Origin of the sequence: Bradyrhizobium sp. KB893862 SZCCT0404 (genome assembly GCF_018130885.1) — a bacterium.
Lineage (GTDB): Bacteria > Pseudomonadota > Alphaproteobacteria > Rhizobiales > Xanthobacteraceae > Bradyrhizobium > Bradyrhizobium stylosanthis.
In genome coordinates this window covers 372,503-390,078 of the sequence record NZ_JAFCLT010000006.1, presented here as the reverse complement: position 1 = coordinate 390,078, position 17,576 = coordinate 372,503, and the positions used below count along the sequence as shown (strand labels likewise).

General features: G+C 66.1%; 1 protein-coding gene. It reads left to right on the top strand.

Annotated elements, in window-relative coordinates; all coding sequences use genetic code 11:
- Window positions 1-322: 322 nt before the first annotated feature.
- A complete protein-coding gene (locus tag JQ617_RS24945; RefSeq protein WP_212028597.1) occupies window positions 323-17,548 on the top strand; it encodes a VCBS domain-containing protein in 17,226 nt (5,741 codons plus the stop codon).
- Window positions 17,549-17,576 lie beyond the last annotated feature (28 nt).

The following is a 17,576-nucleotide window of genomic DNA, read 5'->3' as shown; positions in this document are numbered from 1 at the left end:
AACGAGAATGTCGCGATTTACGATGAATGACGTTCTCGGCTTTCCGGCGGAAATCACGATCGATGAAAATAGGCACATATGAACGTTCGTTCGCAGCCTTCAGCAGCCGAATACCGTACCAATGGGCCGCTGAGGAGTCGACGCTTCCGGGCTTCGCGGATGCGAGCGGTGCTGGATGCTTCGGTGATGGTCCTGAGGACATGCATGAAGAGGATTGATCGCATCCGTCGGTAGACGGAGAGCGCAGCGACAGCGTCGATCGGGTGCTTGTTCGGCGGTGACTTTCGACCGTGTTACGCGGTCCATTTTTTTGATGGAATGAATGATGCTGCACGTTGGCAGTGATCGACATTTTTCGCTGTCTATTTCGCAGGAGCTTTCGATCGAGGGCGTGCCGGAGACGTCCGTGGCCGCGGTCCAGGACACGCATCTGCTTCTCAGCGCCGATTTCAAGCGTGCCGGAGATGACCTGCGGCTGATTGGGGTCGATGGAAAGATCCACGTCGTTCCCGGCTATTTCAAATCGGAAAATCTGCACGCGCTACGGTCGCCGGATGGTGCGACGCTGAGCGGCGAAATCGTCGCGGCACTGGCGGGACCTGCCGCTCCCGGAAGGTACGCAGCCAAGGATGCGCCGTCGCCGGCGATGCAGGTGATCGGACATGCGGTACGGGTCGAAGGGCAGGTAACGGTCCTGCGCAACGGCGTCGTCGTGGCGCTCAACAACGGCGATGTTCTGCTCAAGGGAGACGTGGTCCAGACCGACAGCGCTGGCGTCGCCGGACTGGTTTTCAACGACGGCAGTGCGTTCCAGATCGGGCACGGTTCGCGGCTCGTATTGAGCGAATTCAAATTCGACCTGCATGGAAGCGCCAATCTGGAAGTTTTCGATCTCATCCAGGGATCGCTCAGTTTCGCCTCGGGCAAAATTGCCAAGTCGGGCGACATGCGGATCGGGACGCCGATCGGTTCCGCCAAGATCACGGGCTCGGCCGGGGGCGGGGAGATCTCCCCGGACGATGGATCGGTCACGCTATCCATCTTCCAGCAGAATGACGGGCTGCATCAGGCGACGGCCTACGATAAGAACGGCAACGCCATTGCGACGATCAGCAGCGAAGGCGGAAAGCTGGAGCTGAAGCCGACCGGTACAGCTCAAATTGCCGCCAGCGAGCAGGCGAAGACGGACGCCGATAGGGCCGGCGAGCTGGATGCGCTGAACCACCTTCTCCAAATCAAGAACCTTGCGGACCGCAACAGCAGCAACACGCCCGGCGGCGGCGGTCCGCACGGTTCGTCATCGCCGCCTGGCTCGTACAGTGCGGGGTCGAACGAACCGTCGTTTCAGCCGAATGGAGGCTCCGGCGCCAACCCGCCCACGAACACCGGTCTGGATGTCGCCCCTCATCCGCCCGGCGGAGGAAACGGCGGAGCTGGTCCTGGAGGTGCATCGAGCCCGGGATCGCCGGTCAACGATGCGCCGTCGCTGGTTCTCAACGCCGGATCGGCGTTGGTCGCGCCCGAGCAAACGCCGGTCGCGGTTGCTCCGGCGCTGGCCTTGTCTGATCCGGACAGCAGCACGTTGCTGCGGGCGACGATCCAGATCACCGGCAACTATCAGCCGAGCGAAGACGTCCTTTCTTTCGCGAACACCGCGTTGATCGAGGGTCGGTTCGATGCGGCAACGGGAACGCTGACGCTGACGGCCAGGGCCGGCCAGCAGCCGACGGTTGCTGATTTTGCAGCCGCGTTGCGTGCGGTCTTCTATACCGACACCAGCGATAATCCGTCGCCGCTGACCCGGACGCTGACGGTGACGGTGCAGGACCCGGACGGCACGGATCACGGCGGGCACGATACGACCGTCGTCACCCGCGAGCTGACGGTCGTCGCCGTCAACGACGCGCCGGTGATCGGTGCAGCGCAAACGACCGGCGCGGTGCAGGAGGACACGGCACTCGATCCTCATGGGCTGCTGCACGCCAATGGCACGATCGCGTTCACCGACGTCGACCTGGCGGATGCGCATGTCGTCTCGGTCGGTTTCGTCAGTTCGACGCGCGCAGGTGGATTGGCGCTCGGAACCATGAGCGCGCATGTGACCGCCGACACCGTGAACGGCCTCGGCGGACAGGCGGCATGGCAGTATCTCGTCGACAACGCGGACATCCAGTTCCTGCGGGCCGGGCAGACCGTCACGGAAACCTACGCCGTAACCGTCAGCGACGGTCATGGCGGGCTGGCGAGCCGGAATGTCACCATCACGATCACCGGCCAAGAGGATGCCCCCGTGCTGGCCGGTGCATCGGCGACCGCCCCGGAAGCCGGTGACGCCGCCGCGCAGCACATCACGCTGACGGGCACCTTGCCGGTGACCGATGCCGATATCGGCGACACGTTGACGGCTTCGATCATCAATTCGCCGGTCGTGACCCTCGATGGCCACGCCTTCGTCTTGCCGGCAGGGGCGGCATCGCTGACCAGCAACGCATTGTCGTTCCACGCCGGGACGTCGAACGGCGGCGCTGCCGGCATCGGCTGGACCTATGATGCGTCGGCGGCCAATTTGGATTTCCTGCGGGAGGGGCAGAGCCTGGTTCTGACCTACACGGTCGAGGTCAGCGACGGCCTTCTCACCAGCGGCCAACAGACCCTCACAATCACCATCGTCGGCGCCAACGACGTGCCCGTGGTGACCGGCGGCACCGCAACGACCGGTGAGGATGCCGACGCGCATGCGCAGGTCGTCTCGCTGACGGGCTCGATCTCGGTGGTCGATCTCGACGTCGGCGACACGCTGACGGCTTCGACGGTCGGTGGGCCCGTCGTCAAACTGGATGGCCAGGCCTTCAGCCTGCCGGCCGGCGCGCTGGCACTCATCGACAATGCCGCTTTTGCGATCGACACCAGCGGGCACCTGTCCACCGGCGCCGCCACGACGTTCGGCTGGATCTACCAGCCCGCCGCGGCTGATCTCGACTTCCTGAAGCAGGGCCAGACGCTCACGCTGACCTATGCGGTCGTCGTCAACGACGGCACCGCGACCAGCACCACGCAATATGTGACGATCACGATCAACGGCACCAATGACGCGCCGCTGGCGATCGCGCACAGCTACGCGACCGACGAAGACCATGTGCTGGTGGTGCCTGGCACGGGCGTGCTCGCCGGGGCCACCGACCTCGACGGCGATGCGCTGCACGCCATCCTCGTCAACGGTCCGGCCCACGGCACCCTGACGCTGAACGCCGACGGCTCGTTCACCTATGCGCCGGTTGGCGACTACAACGGTTCCGACAGCTTCACCTACAAGGTCAATGACGGCCTCGCCGATTCCAATGTGGCGACCGTCAATATCACCGTGCAGGCAGTCAACGATCCCGCCGTGGTGTCGGGCACCAGCACCGGCGTGGTGACGGAAGCGGGCGGCGTCAACAACGCGGCGGCGGGGACACCGAGCGCGACCGGTACGCTGACGGATACCGACGTCGACAATCCCGCCAACACCTTCACGGCGGTCGGGACCGCAACGGCGAGCGACCACGGTTACGGCACCTTCACCATGACGTCGGGCGGCGTCTGGACCTACAATCTCGACAATAGCAACAGCGCGGTTCAGGCGCTCAATTCCGGCGGGACGCTGACCGACACGTTCACGGTGACGACCGTCGACGGCACTGCGCAGCTGGTCACGATCACCATCAACGGCGCCAACGATGCCGCTGTGCTGTCGGCGGACACTGTCGGCCTGACTGAGACCGATTCAGTGCTGTCGACCGGCGGCACGCTGACCATCCACGACGTCGACAATCCCGAAACCTTCGTGGCGCAGGCGGGCACGGTCGGGCACTACGGCACCTTCACCGTCGCCCAGAACGGCGCGTGGACCTATGTCGCGAGTTCGGCACATGACGAATTCGTCGCCCTGCAGACCTACACCGACACGTTCTCCGTGGTGAGCTTGGACGGCACGGCCTCGTCCGTCACGGTCAATATCCTCGGCAGCAACGACGCGGCTTCGATATCGGGCACCACGACGGGGTCGGTGACCGAAGCAGGTGGCCTCAACAACGCGCTGCCGGGGACGCCCAGCGCGACCGGCACGCTGACCGACATCGACGTCGACAATCCCGCCAACACCTTCACGGCGGTGACGACACAGACGGCCAGCCTTGGCGGTTTCGGCACCTACACCGTCACGTCGTCCGGGGTCTGGACCTACACACTCGACAACAGCAATGCCGCGGTTCAGGGGCTCAATGCCGGCGGCACGCTGACGGATACGTTCACGGTCACGACCGCCGACGGTACGCCGCAGGTCGTCACCATCACGATCAATGGCACCGACGATGCCGCCGTGATATCGGCGGTGACGCGCAATCTGACTGAAACCAATGCGCCGCTGTCGACCGGTGGCACGCTGACGATCCAGGACCCCGACAGTCCGCAATCCTTCGTCGCGCAGGCCGGCACGGCCGGGCAGTACGGCACCTTCACGCTCGCCGCGGATGGCACCTGGAGCTATGTCGCGAGCTCCGCACATGACGAGTTCGTGGGCGGGCAAACCTACACCGACATTTTCTCCGTCTCGAGTTCGGACGGCACCACCTCGTCCGTCACCATCAACATCCTCGGCACCGACGATCCGGCCACGATGAGTGGGACGACGACCGGTTCGGTCGTCGAGGCGGGCGGCGTCGCCAACGCGGTGCCGGGGACGCCGACCGCGACCGGCTCGCTGACGCTGTTCGATCCCGATACGTCCTCCGTCGCCTTCGTGGCCGTCGCCACGCAGACCGCCAGCACCGGTGGCTACGGCACCTATACTGTGTCCTCGGGCGGCGTTTGGAGGTACACGCTCGACAACAGCAATTCCACGGTGCAGGCGCTCGCCGCCGGCGCGACGATGACCGACACCTTCTCCGTGAGGGGAAGCGACGGCAGCACGCAGGTCATCACCATCACGATATCAGGTGCCAACGATGCGCCTGTGTTGTCCGGCGACAATGCGGCGGCGCTGCTGCAAGGCCTGGCGACGACCATCACCACCGCCGACCTCAGCGTCAGCGATGTCGACAACAGTGCGAGCCAGCTCACCTTCAACATCAGCAGCACGCAACGCGGCTACGTGGCGCTGTCGAGTGCGCCCGGCGTTGCGATCACGAGCTTCACCCAGGCGCAGCTTGCCGCGGGGCAGGTGATCTTCGTCAGCGACGGCACGCTGAACCCGGTCGCGAGCTTCACCGTGTCCGCGACCGACGGCAGCGTGACCAGCGTGCCGGTGCTGGTCAATGTCGCCGTCACCAATGATTTCGTGCTGCCGGGCAACATCAGCCTCGGCGCCGTCTCGGAAACAATCAACAGCCTGACCCAGTCCGGCGGCACTCTGTCGGGCACCGGTACGCTGATCGACGCCAACGGGGCGACTTTCACCGGCGGCACCGAAACCGGCAGCGGCACGACCATCGTCAACGGGCTCGCGACCTTCTTCGACGCCAATAACGAGACCTTCACGCTCGACGGCAGGACGCTCGAGCTGCACGGATCCGGCCAGACCGGCGCCTTCTCCGGCGATACGCTGCGACTTAACAACGGCGCGGCCTTCAAGATCGATGCCGGCGTCACCTTCACCGATGCCACGACCGGCGGAAGCGCCTTCAACATCGCGTCGAGCGCCGGCAGCGGAACCCTCAACGTCGCCGGCAACTACGACAAGACCGGCAGCGGCACCACGATCGTCAGCACGGCGGTCAACAACAGCGGCGTCATCGACGCCAAGGCGGGTACGCTCGATCTCGCCGGCAACGTCACCAACACCGGCACGCTGCAGGCGGACAGTGGCGGCAAGCTGCTGGTCGCGGGCAATGTCACCGGCGCCGGGGCGGTCACCGTCGGCAATGGCGGCACGGTCGAATTCGGCGCGAGCGTCGGATCGGGCCAGACCATCACGTTCAACGGCGCGCTCGCCACGCTCAAGATCGACGTGCCGGCGAGCTTTGCCGGCACCATCACCGGCTTCAGCGGCGCGACCGACGCGATCGACCTGGTCGGGATCAACTACGGTTCCGGGCAGTTCTCCCAGTCGTTCAATTCGTCGACCGGCGTTCTGCACGTCACCGACGGCACGCATAGCGCCGATCTGCACTTCAGCGGACCGACCTACGGCTTCGCATTCTCGGCCGACGGCTCCGGCGGCACCGTGATCAAGCCGTCCAACGTCTACACCGTCCACAACGCGGCGGAGCTCAACGCGACGCTGCTCGCCATCAGCGTGGGTGGCGGAGCTGCTGCCGCCAACACCAACTATTCGATCGAGTTCGCGGGCAACATCTCCATTGCCTCGCTCGGCGCCAATCTGACCGCGATCAATCTGGCCAGCGGCAGCCATCTCGTCATCAATGGCGCGGGCTATTCACTCGACGGCGCAAATGCTTATCGTGGCCTGTTCGTGTTCGGCGGCAACGTCTCGATCAACAATCTGAACATTGCGCACACGCTGGCCCAGGGCGGCGCCGGCGGTGCCCAAGGCGGTGGCGGGGGTGCGGGCCTCGGCGGCGGCCTGTTCGTGGCAGCGGGTGCGGCCGTCACGATCGATGCCGTGACGTTCACGGGCGACGCGGCCAGGGGTGGCGCCGGAGGCGATTGGGGAAACAGCTATAGGGCATACCAGGGTGGCGGCGGTGGTGGCATGGGCACCGCCGGCAGCAGCGCCTTCTACAGCAGCAGCCACGGCTCCTTCGTCTTCATCCAGGGAGACCCGGGCGGCACGCTCGGGGTCAACGTCCCGGGCCACGCGGGCTATTCGCAGGCCGCTGCCGGCGGCATATCGCCGAGCGGCAGCAGCCTCACGCCGGGTGCGCCTGGCGGCTTTGGCGGCGGTGGCGGTGGCGGTGCGGGGGGCTACCTGACCACGTCGATGGGCACAAGCTCCAGCGTCGGCGGCGATGGCGGTTTCGGCGGTGGCGGCGGAGCCTCGGGCGCTTTCGGGTCGGGAGCGGGCGGCGGTGCCGGCGGCTTCGGCGGCGGCGGCGGCCGTGGCGGGGGCGCTGGCGGGTTCGGCGGCGGTGCTGGCGGCAATGGCGTCGCTGGCGGCGGTGGCGGCCTCGGCGCCGGCGGCGCTGTGTTCGTGCAGGAAGGTGGTTCGCTGACGATTGCCGGCAGCTTGGTCTCCGGCAACTCCGTCACGGCGGGGCTGAGCAACCACGGTGGAGGCGACGGACAGGCGCTCGGCTCCGGCATTTTCATCCAGGGCAACCAGAACATCACCTTCGCGCCGACTGCCGGCGAGCACGCCGTCATTTCCGATGCGATCGCCGACCAGGGCGGCAACGGCGGTAGCGGTCATGTGGAGATCGCAGGCAGCGGCACGGTGCACTTCGCCGGCGCCAACAGCTATGCCGGCGGCACCACCATCGACAGCGGCAGCACGCTCGAGGTCGAGGCCGGCGGCAGCGCCGGCACCGGCGCCATCATCGACAACGGCACGCTGCGGTTCGAGGCGCCGGGTACGATCGTGAACGCGATCACGGACAACGGCGCGATCACCCTCGACCACGATGGCACGTTCGAATTCCAGGCCGCCGTGACCGGAACGGGCACGTTCAATTTCGCCCAAGGTCACATCATCACCGCCGTGTTCGACACCGGCGTTCCCGCCGTCACCCTCAAGGGCTTCGACGTCGGGGATACCATCGATCTCAGATCGGTTGTCGCGACCTCCTTCACGATCGATGCGAACAACGTCATGACGCTGAAGAATGTCAGCGGCACGGCGGTGGCGACGCTGCATTTCGATCCCGCGCAGCATTTCGATCTCAACCTTGCCCTGGTCGCGGACGGCAATGGCGGCACCAACGTCCGCCTGGCCCAGACCAGCTTCACGGTGAGCACCGCGGCCGAGCTCAACGCGGCGCTGACGGCGATGAGCTCGGGCGGCAACGCCTACGGCGCGAATCTCAACTACGTCATCCATTTCGCCGGCAATATTTCGCTGGCGTCGCTGAGCTCGGATCTTGCCGCCATCAATCTCGCCAGCGGCAGCAAACTGACGGTCGATGGTGCCGGCTTCACGCTCGACGGCGCCAATACCCATCGTGGCTTCTTCGAATATGCCGGCACCGTCACGTTCAAGGACATGACCATCGCGCACACGCTGGCGCAGGGCGGCGATGGCGGCATCGGCGGTGGCGGCGGCGGCGCCGGGCTTGGCGGCGGCCTGTTCGTCGCGGCCGGTGCGTCGGCGACGATCGCCAACGTGAACTTCATTGGCAACGCCGCGCATGGCGGCAACGGTGGTGGCGTGAACCCGGCCGGCCGAATTTTTCAAGGCGGTGCCGGCGGTGGCGGCATGGGCATCGATGGCACCCCTGGCTCCTTGACCGGGGTGTTCCATCCCAATCACTACGGGATCTACTCCGGCTGGGGCTATGCAGGCGGCGCCGGCGGCGGGCTCGGCCTGCCAAATCTTCAGGGCGGAGGCGGCGCAGGAGCGACGTCGTATCGCTCATCGCACCCGGCTTCCGGCGCCTTTGGCGGTGGTGGTGGGGGCGGTAGCGCCTTTAGCGGTGCCCTAAGAGGTGGAAGCACCGGTGCACAGGGCGGCTTCGGCGGCGGCGGCGGTGCCGGTGGCGGCTTCAACACGAACACCAACAGCTACGGCAACGGCGAGAACGCTGCCGGCGGCAATGGCGGCTTCGGCGGCGGCGGTGGCGGCGGCGGGCTCCGCGGTCGCTATGGCCTCGGGGGATTTGGTGCCGGCAATGGCGGCGTCTCCTTCGCCTATCGGGCCGGCGGGTACTATCAGTCGAAGATCGGCAATGTCGGCGGCGGCGGGCTTGGTGCCGGCGGCGGAGTCTTCGTCCAGGAAGGCGGCACGCTGATCCTCGAGAGCGGCTCGCTGTCCGGCGGCTCCGTGGCCGGAGGCGCTGCGGGTGCCATCCAGGCGGCGCATCAATTGTACTCTATGCCCGGCGCCGGGCAGGGGCTCGGCAGCGGCATCTTCTTCCAGGGAAATCAGTCGATCGTTCTCGCGCCGACGTTAGGGAATGCGATCACGATCGCAGACGCGATCGCCGACCAGGGCGGCAACGGCGGCAGCATTTCGATCGAGATCAAGGGGCCGGGCACCGTCGAGTTCGACGGCGCCAATTCCTATGTCGGCGGCACCACGATCGACGCCGGCGCCAAGCTCACGCTCGGCGGCCAGGGGACGCTCGGCAGCGGAGCGGTCATCGACAATGGCGTCCTCGTCATTGCCCATTCCGGCACCTTCGGCAATGCGTTCACGGGAAGCGGCGATCTCGGCTTCGCGGGGCCGGCCATCACGGTCACCTTCACGACCTCGGTCTCGCTCGGTGGCTCACTCGATCTCGGCGATGGCGACACTGTCGCCAACTTCAACGGCGGACTGTCTGGCATTCAATCGATCAATTTCGCCACGGGGATGCAGACCCTGTCCGTGACAGGCGCGATGCCGAGCGCGGTCGTGCATGGCTTCGGCGTCGGCGACACCATCGACTTTGCGACGATCAACGCCACCGGCATCGGCAGCTTCGTCAACAACGTGCTGACGCTGACCGGCCCCGGCGGCGTGCCGGTTGCGACCGTCCACTTCGATCCGGCCGAGCAGAACATCGCGCCGCATGGATTCCTGCTGGTGTCCGATGGGACCGGCGGCACCGAACTGAAGCTCAACGAGGTGCCGGTCTACCATGTGTCGTCCACCGCGCAGCTCGTTCGCGCGATCAACGAAATCAGCGTCGGCGGCGTGTTCTCATCCGCGAACCAGAATTACGAGATCGATATCGTCGGCAGCTTCACGCTCGACGGCGCGCTGCCCGACATCAATCTGGCGCTGGGCGACACGCTGACGATCCACGGTCTTGGCCATGAGATCAGCGGGGCTTCCACCTATTCTGGCTTCGTCCTGCAATCCGGCGACGTGACGATCGATCACCTGACCGTCGCCGACTTTGTCCGGCACGGCGGTGACGGGTCATCCGCAGGCAGTACGTCGTCCGGCGGTGGTGGTGGTGGCCTGGGCGCGGGTGGCGCACTATTCGTAGGCGCCGGCAGCTCGGCGACCCTGACCGACGTCGCTTTCACCGACAACCATGTCTTCGGCGGAAATGGTGGCGTTGGCGGCACCGCAATCACTTACGGGGGGCCCAGGGCGGGCGGGACATCCGGCCCGGGTCAACTGGGGTTCGGTTATGGCGGGGCGGGTGGGTCTAGCCTTCACGGCGGAAGCGTCGGCAGTTTCGGCGGCGGCGGGGGCGGAGGCGGCTTTCGCGCCGGCGGGAACACCGGTCCCGGCGGAGGCGCCAGCGGCGGCTATGGCGGCGGGACCGGCGGGGCTGGAGGCTTTTCCGTTGCCGCGGCAGGCGGGGGCGGCGGTGGTGCGGGCCTTGGCGGCGCTGTCTTCGTCGCGCCGGGTGGCGAGCTTGATATCAACGACTGGACCTTCTCCAACAATGGTGCAACGGGCGGTGCCGGTGGCGGCAGTATCAGCTTTGGCGGCGCCGCCAATGGTGCGGCGGGCCAGGGCATCGGCAACGATCTCTTCAACTACGGCGGCACGGTCGGCCTGACGTCCAACGCCGGACAAACTCTCACGATCGATCAGTTCGTGGGCGGCACCCAAAGCACGTTCAATATTCAGGGCGCCGGCGCGGTCGTGCTGGCGCAGGGCATCGGAACGAATGTCCTCAACATAACCGGCGCCGGCGACGTCACCGTCCTCACCAGGATCACGGCCAGTGCCATCAACGTCTCTGGCTCCGGCGATGTGCTGTTGCGGGGCGCATTCTACGGCAGCGAGGTCTTCACCCACACCGGTAGCGGCACGCTGACAGTCGAGCCGATCTACAACGTCTCGACGACGGACGACCTGGTCGCCACGATCCAGACCGTCAACTCCAATCCTGTCTCGAACCTGTCCGTCGAATACGTGATCAATCTCGACGGAGACATTCCGCTGGTGGCGGGACTGGCGAAGCTTACCCTCGTCGCCGGGGATACGATCACGGTGAATACCGCGGGCCATACCCTGGACGGCGCCGTCAACGGCGCCGGCGGCGGATTCAGTTTTGTGGCAGGTGTGTCCGGCGGAAACGCCCTGCTGGTCGGAAATGCGATCCCCACGTTCGACGTTGCAAGCGTTGCGGAGCTGACGACAGCCTTCAATGCCATCAATGTCGGAGGTTTCTTCTCCTCGCCGAACATCAACTACGTCATCAATCTCGAGGGAGACACCGCGCTCGGCAGCCTGTCGGCGGGCATGCTGAATTTTGCCGCCGGCGATACGCTCACCATCAATACCAACGGACACACGCTGAACGGCGCCGTCAACGGCAACGGGTCGAGCTTCACCTTCGCGACCGGCGCGTCGATGGGACCGCCGGCCTTCACCGGCCATCCCATTGCGAGCTTCACTGTCGGGTCGATTGCGGAATTCAATGCGGCGCTCGCGGCCATCAATCCCGGCGGCTTCTATTACGGCACCAACATCGACTACCAGATCGAGCTGACGGCCGACCTGAAGCTGAACGGCAACATGGCAGCGCTTTTTCTTGCCGCCGGCGATACGCTCACCATCAAGGGCGGCGGTCACGTCATCGACGGTTCGGTCAATGGCACGGCGACCTATTCCGGCTTCGATCTTGAATCCGGCAATCTGGTGCTCAGCCAGCTGACGATCGAAGGCACCCTCGCACATGGTCACGACGGCGGGTCCGTTGCCCAGGCCTATGCCGGCGCCGGCGGCGGCGGTCTCGGTGCGGGCGGTGGCCTCTTCATTGGTGCAGGTGCGTCCGCGACGCTCGACGGCGTGGCGTTCACCGGCAACTCTGCGATCGGTGGCTCCGGTGGCAATGGCGGCGCCGCCGGAGGCTACAATGGCTACGTCGGCGGCGGCGGGCCGGGGAGCCCTGTGAGTGGATTCGGCATCGGCGGCGCGGGCGGTTGGGGGCGCCAGCCGGCCTTCTACGCGCACTCGCGAAGCAACGGTCTGGCCGGCTCATTTGGCGGCGGCGGTGGTGGCGGGGCCAGCGTTTACAGGGTTGTCCCCCGTAGTCCACCTTTCTTCGGTGGCGACCTTTATGCAGGCCTCGGCGGCAGCGGCGGTTATGGCGCGGGCAGCGGCGGCGGCGGCGGGGTAAGGGTCGCGTCGGGTGGTGGCGGTGGCGGCGCCGGTCTTGGCGGCGGCGTTTTCGTTGCGTCCGGCGGATCACTGACGATCCAGAGTGGTTCGATCGGCGGCAATACCGCGGTCGGCGGTCTCGGCGGTGCATCCACAACCGCTGCCGGCGGAGACGGGCAGGGCATCGGTTCGGGCCTCTTCACGATCTCGCAGAACATCACGTTTGCGCCGCAGCTGGGCAACACGCTGACCGTCTCGGATACGATCGCGGGTGCGGGCTTCGGCGTCATCCATGTCGCGGGCGCCGGCAACGTCACCCTGTCGGGCGCCATCACCGGCACGACGATCGACATCTCCAACACCGGCACGGTGTCGCTGACGGCGGGCGATCTCGTCAACGATTCCTTCTCGCTGTCGGGCTCGGCGCACTACACGCTGGCGAACAAGATCACGGGCGGCGGCACCATCAGTGCGTCCGGCACGTCGGTGCTGACGATCACCGGCATGAACCTGCTGACCGGCGGCATGGTGCTGAGTGGCAACAGCACCATCGATCTCACCTCGGTGAATTCGATCGGCAGCGGCATCATCACCTTCGTACCCAATTCGGGCGCGACGTTGATCCTGGAAGCAGGCGTGACGCTGTCCAACCAGATCAACGGCTTCAACCCGGGCGATACAATCAAGCTCGTCGGCTTTGCCGCAAATACGACGGCAACGATGGGCGCGGGCAACGTCCTGACCGTCAGCGATGGCGTTCATTCAGTCGATCTGCATCTCAATCCCGGCGTCGATTTTTCTCAGTTCCAGTTCGACATCACGGCCTACAGCGGCGGCGTGATGCTGACCGATCGGGTCCCGTTCGGAATCACCGGCGTGGTCGGCCAGCCGGTCTACGGCAGCGGCGTAGAGCTGCGCGGCACGGCCGCTCCGGGCACCACGGTCACGATCATCGCCAATGGCGGCACGACCGTGCTCGGCACCGGCATCGTCGACGCCAACGGCAACTTCGATCTCATCACCTCGCCGCTCGCCGACGGCTTCTACACGTTCCAGGCGGTTTCGCAGACCGGGTCGTCGTCGCAGCTCTCAGCCGGATTCGCGGTCACGGTGCTTCCGAGCGCACCTGTCATCACGACGCAGATCGGCCATCCGCTCAACGGCGACACCGTGGAGCTGAAGGGCACGGCGCTGCCCAACCAGATCATCAAGCTGTATCTCGACGGCAGCTCGACCGTGTTTGCGACCGGCGTCGCCGATGCCAACGGCAATTTCGACATCGTCACGCCGGCGCTGACCGACGGCATCCATACCATCCGGGCAACCGAGACCGACAGCCTGGGCCTGGTAAGTCCGCTGTCGGCCGGCTTCACCGTTAACGTCAATCCGACGGCACCCACGATCACCGCGCTGGTCAACAACCCCTTCAATGGCGGGCCGATCGAGGTGAAGGGCACGGGCGAGCCCAACCATATCATCCAGATCTTTGCCGACGGTGGTACGACGCTGATCGGCACCGGCACCACCAATGCCAGCGGCCAGTTCGACATCGTGACCTCGGCGGGCCTGAGCAATGGGACTCACACGCTGACGGCGGTCGCCGTGACGTCGAACCTGCCAAGCACGGCATCGAACAGTCTCTCCATCACTGTCGTTCCGTCGGCGCCGATCATCACCACGCTGGTCGGCCAGCCCGACAATGACGGCACCATCGAGGTCAAGGGCACGGGGCAGCCGAACCAGACTGTCACACTCTATGCCGATGGCGGCACGACGCCGGTCGGCACCGGTGTCATCGACGCCACCGGACACTTCGACATCACGACGACGGTGATATTCGCCGACGGCGTGCACCGCCTGACCGCGACGGCAACCGATGCCGCGAACCTCGTCAGTCCGGTGTCGTCGCAATTCACCGTGAACGTGATCCCGGATACGCCGGTCATCTCGGCGGTGCTTCCCGTTTCCGGCACCTCGCAGCGCATCGAGGTGCAGGGCACCGGCGAGGTCGGCGAGACCATCAAGCTGTTCGCCGACGGCAGCACGACCGTGCTGGCCACCGGCGTGGTCGACGCGACAGGTCATTTCGACATCTTCGCCAACATTCTCGGCGGCGCGCATATCATCCGTGCCACAGAAACCAACGCCGCCAACCTCGTCAGCCTGATCTCCTCGGGCGTGTCGGTCAACGTCACGCCGAATGCGCCGGCGATCACCGCGCTGGTGGGCCAGCCCATCAACGGCACCACCGTGACCGTGAAGGGCACGGCCCAGCACGTCGGCGGCACCATCACGCTTTACGCCGACGGCGGCACGACGGCGGTCGGAACCGGCACGGTTGCCGCCAACGGCACGTTCTCGATCACGACCACCGTGACGTTTGCAGACGCCATTCACACTTTTACCGCGACGGAGACCGACGACGGCATGGCGAGCGGCCTGTCGCCGGCATTCACCGTCAACGTCAACCCGATCGCGCCGTCGATCACGGCGCAGATCGGAACAACGGTGGAGGGCGGTGCGCTCGAGTTCGTCGGCACGGGCGAAGTCGGCAACATCGTGACGATCACCCTCGGCGGCGTCACCATCGGTTCGGGAATCGTCGACGCCACCGGGCATTTCGACATCACGACCATCTCCGGCCTGAACCCCGGCGTCCAGGCCGTGTCGGTGACAGAGACCAATGCGGATCATCTCACCAGCACGGCATCGGGTTTCGTGGCAACGGTCGCGCCGGTCGCGCCGGTGATCACATCGGTGGTTTCGGTCGACGATCCCGGCGGACGCGTCGAGGCTTTCGGCACCGGCAAGGCCGGTGACATCATCACGCTGTACGCGGATGGCGGCACGACCGCGATCGGCTCGGGCACCGTGGACCAGACCGGCCACTTCGCGATCTATTCGACCAACGGCCTTGCTCTCGGCGCCGGCGCTCACACGATCACGGCGACACAAACGCTGGTGAACGGGGCGGGCTCGGCGACCAGCGCCGCGTCGGCGACCTCCAATGTGAACGTTGCGACGACCGCCACCAGCTTTACGATCACGACGGCCGCGGAACTCGCCGCTGACATCGCAGCGATCGATCTGACCGGCGCATATTCACACGTCAACACGCACTACACGTTCAACATCGTCGACGACCTCGTCTTGAGCACACAACTCGCGGCGTTCAATCTCGCCGCTGGCGATACGCTGACCATCCATGGCAATGGGCATACCCTGGACGCCCACGGGCTTCCCGGCCTGTTCGTCTATTCCGGCACGGTCGATATCGACAATCTCAGCATCATCAATGCGGTTGCCAAAGGTGGCGACTCCACCAGCGGCGGCGGTGGCGGCGCGGGACTTGGCGGCGGCCTGTTCATCGCCTCGGGCGGAGCGGTTACCCTCGACACTGTCAGCTTTGCACATGATCGGGCGGTCGGCGGCAATGGAAGCTATTTCAACGGCTATTCCGGCAGCGGCGGCGGCGGCATGGGCGGCGCCGGCAATATCAATGGCGGCGGCGGCATCGGCCTCGCGGCGTCGGGCGGGACCTATTTTGGCTACGTGCCCGGTCGCGGCATCGTTATCGGCGCGGCAGCCGGTGGCGGTGGGGGTGGTACCGATGGTGGCGGCGGCGTCACTGGCACCAGTCCGTGGGGCTCCGGTCGCTACGGCTATGTCGGCGGCGCTGGTGGCGGCATCGGTGGTGGCGCGGGGTCCGCCACGTCGGGCGGCGCCGGTGGTTTTGGCGGTGGTGGCGGTGGCGGCGTCGTCAACCCTGCGGATCTCACGGGCGGCGCCGGGGGTGCCGGCGGTTTCGGCGGTGGTGGCGGCGCTGGGGTGCGGGGCGCGGGCGGCGCCGGCGGGTTCGGTGGTGGCGGTGGTGCCGGCTACTGGGGCTACGCGAATGGCGCCGGCGGTTTCGGCGGCGGGCAAGGCAACTATCAATCGGGCGGCGGCGGCCTCGGCGCCGGCGGCGCGATCTTCGTCCAGGAAGGCGGCTCGCTGACCTTCGGCGGCAGCGGCGGTGCCCATGACAACAGCGTCGCGGGTGGTTCGGGCTCGAATGCCGGCCACAATTCCGGATCCGGCCTCGGCAGCGGCATCTTCCTCCAGGGCAACCAGACCATCACCTTCGCTCCGGATGCGGGGCACATCATCACGATCAGCGACGTGATCGCCGACATGACCGGCTCGCATGATGCCAGCGGCCAGACCGGCGCGGGACATCTGCTGCTCGATGGCGAGGGAACGCTGGTGCTGGGAACGGCGAACACGTTCACAGGCGGCATCACCATAGAGAACGGCACGCTCGACCTCACCGCGAGCGGCGCGGCCGGCTCCGGCGCGATCGACTTCTCTGCGGCGGGCCATGCCGCACTGGAATTCAGCGCGGCGAACGCGCCGGTCAACGCGATCGCGCATTTCGGCACGCGCGATCAGATCGTCGTCGACGGCTTCCACGCCACGAGTGAAACGTTCATCAATGGCGTTCTGGTTCTGAGCGGCGCGAGCGGATCGGTCAGCCTCACGGTGAGCGGCGATGATATCGCCTCGCTGTCGGACTTCCATTTCGCCTACGATTCTGCGGCCAACACCACGACCATCACCGCGGGGCCGGATCGATCGGGCAACGACGTGATCCATTACGGTGTCGGCGCGCATAGTCTCACCGGCGGGACGGGGGACGACGTGTTCTTCTTCCGCGGCAGCGATCTTGCCGCAGGCGTAACCGACAAGATCACCGACTTCTCCTGGGCAACCGGCAGCAACGAGCACGACCGCATTCATCTCGAAGGCGTCGATCCCAATGCGGTGTCGGTCTCGACCGTCAACGGCGGCCACGACACCGACATCGCGATCTCCGTCGCCGGCGGCACGGCGCACATTCTGGTGCAGGGCGTCGGTTCGGGGCCGCTGCAGATCGAATTCCAGAACGCGACACCGACGGATGATGCGCATTTGAACACGCTGCTGACGCCGTCGACGGCGAATGAGACGGTCGCCAGTTTCTATTTCGGCGCCAATCCGCCTTACGCCAAGTCTCTGGTCAGCTATGGCGCCGATGGCGCTGTCATCGCTCAGGATGTCACCAACAATGACGGATCGCATCTGGTGACCGTGCAGGGAGACGGCGCCGCTCTGACGGCGTCAGCGGCGAGCGATACGTTCGTGTTCCAGTTCAATGCGCCGGCGGCAGCCACGGCGACCATCGGAAATTTCGACGTGGCGCACGACGTCCTGCAGCTCAGCCACTCTGTTTATGCGGACGCTGCGGCCGTACTGGCTGCGATCGCCGCCGACCCCCACAACGCCGGTAACCCGGCCGACACCACCATTGCGCTGGACGCCCTTCACTCGATCACGCTGACCGCAGTGAGCCCGAATCTGCTTCAGCAGCGGGATTTTCTGGTAGTCTAGCCACGAATCCACGGTCAGGTTTGCAGGA

Coding starts and splice junctions, on each gene's coding strand:
- JQ617_RS24945 (WP_212028597.1), top strand. CDS start 323: ATGATGCTGCACGTTGGCAGTGATCGACATTTTTCGCTGTCTATTTCG.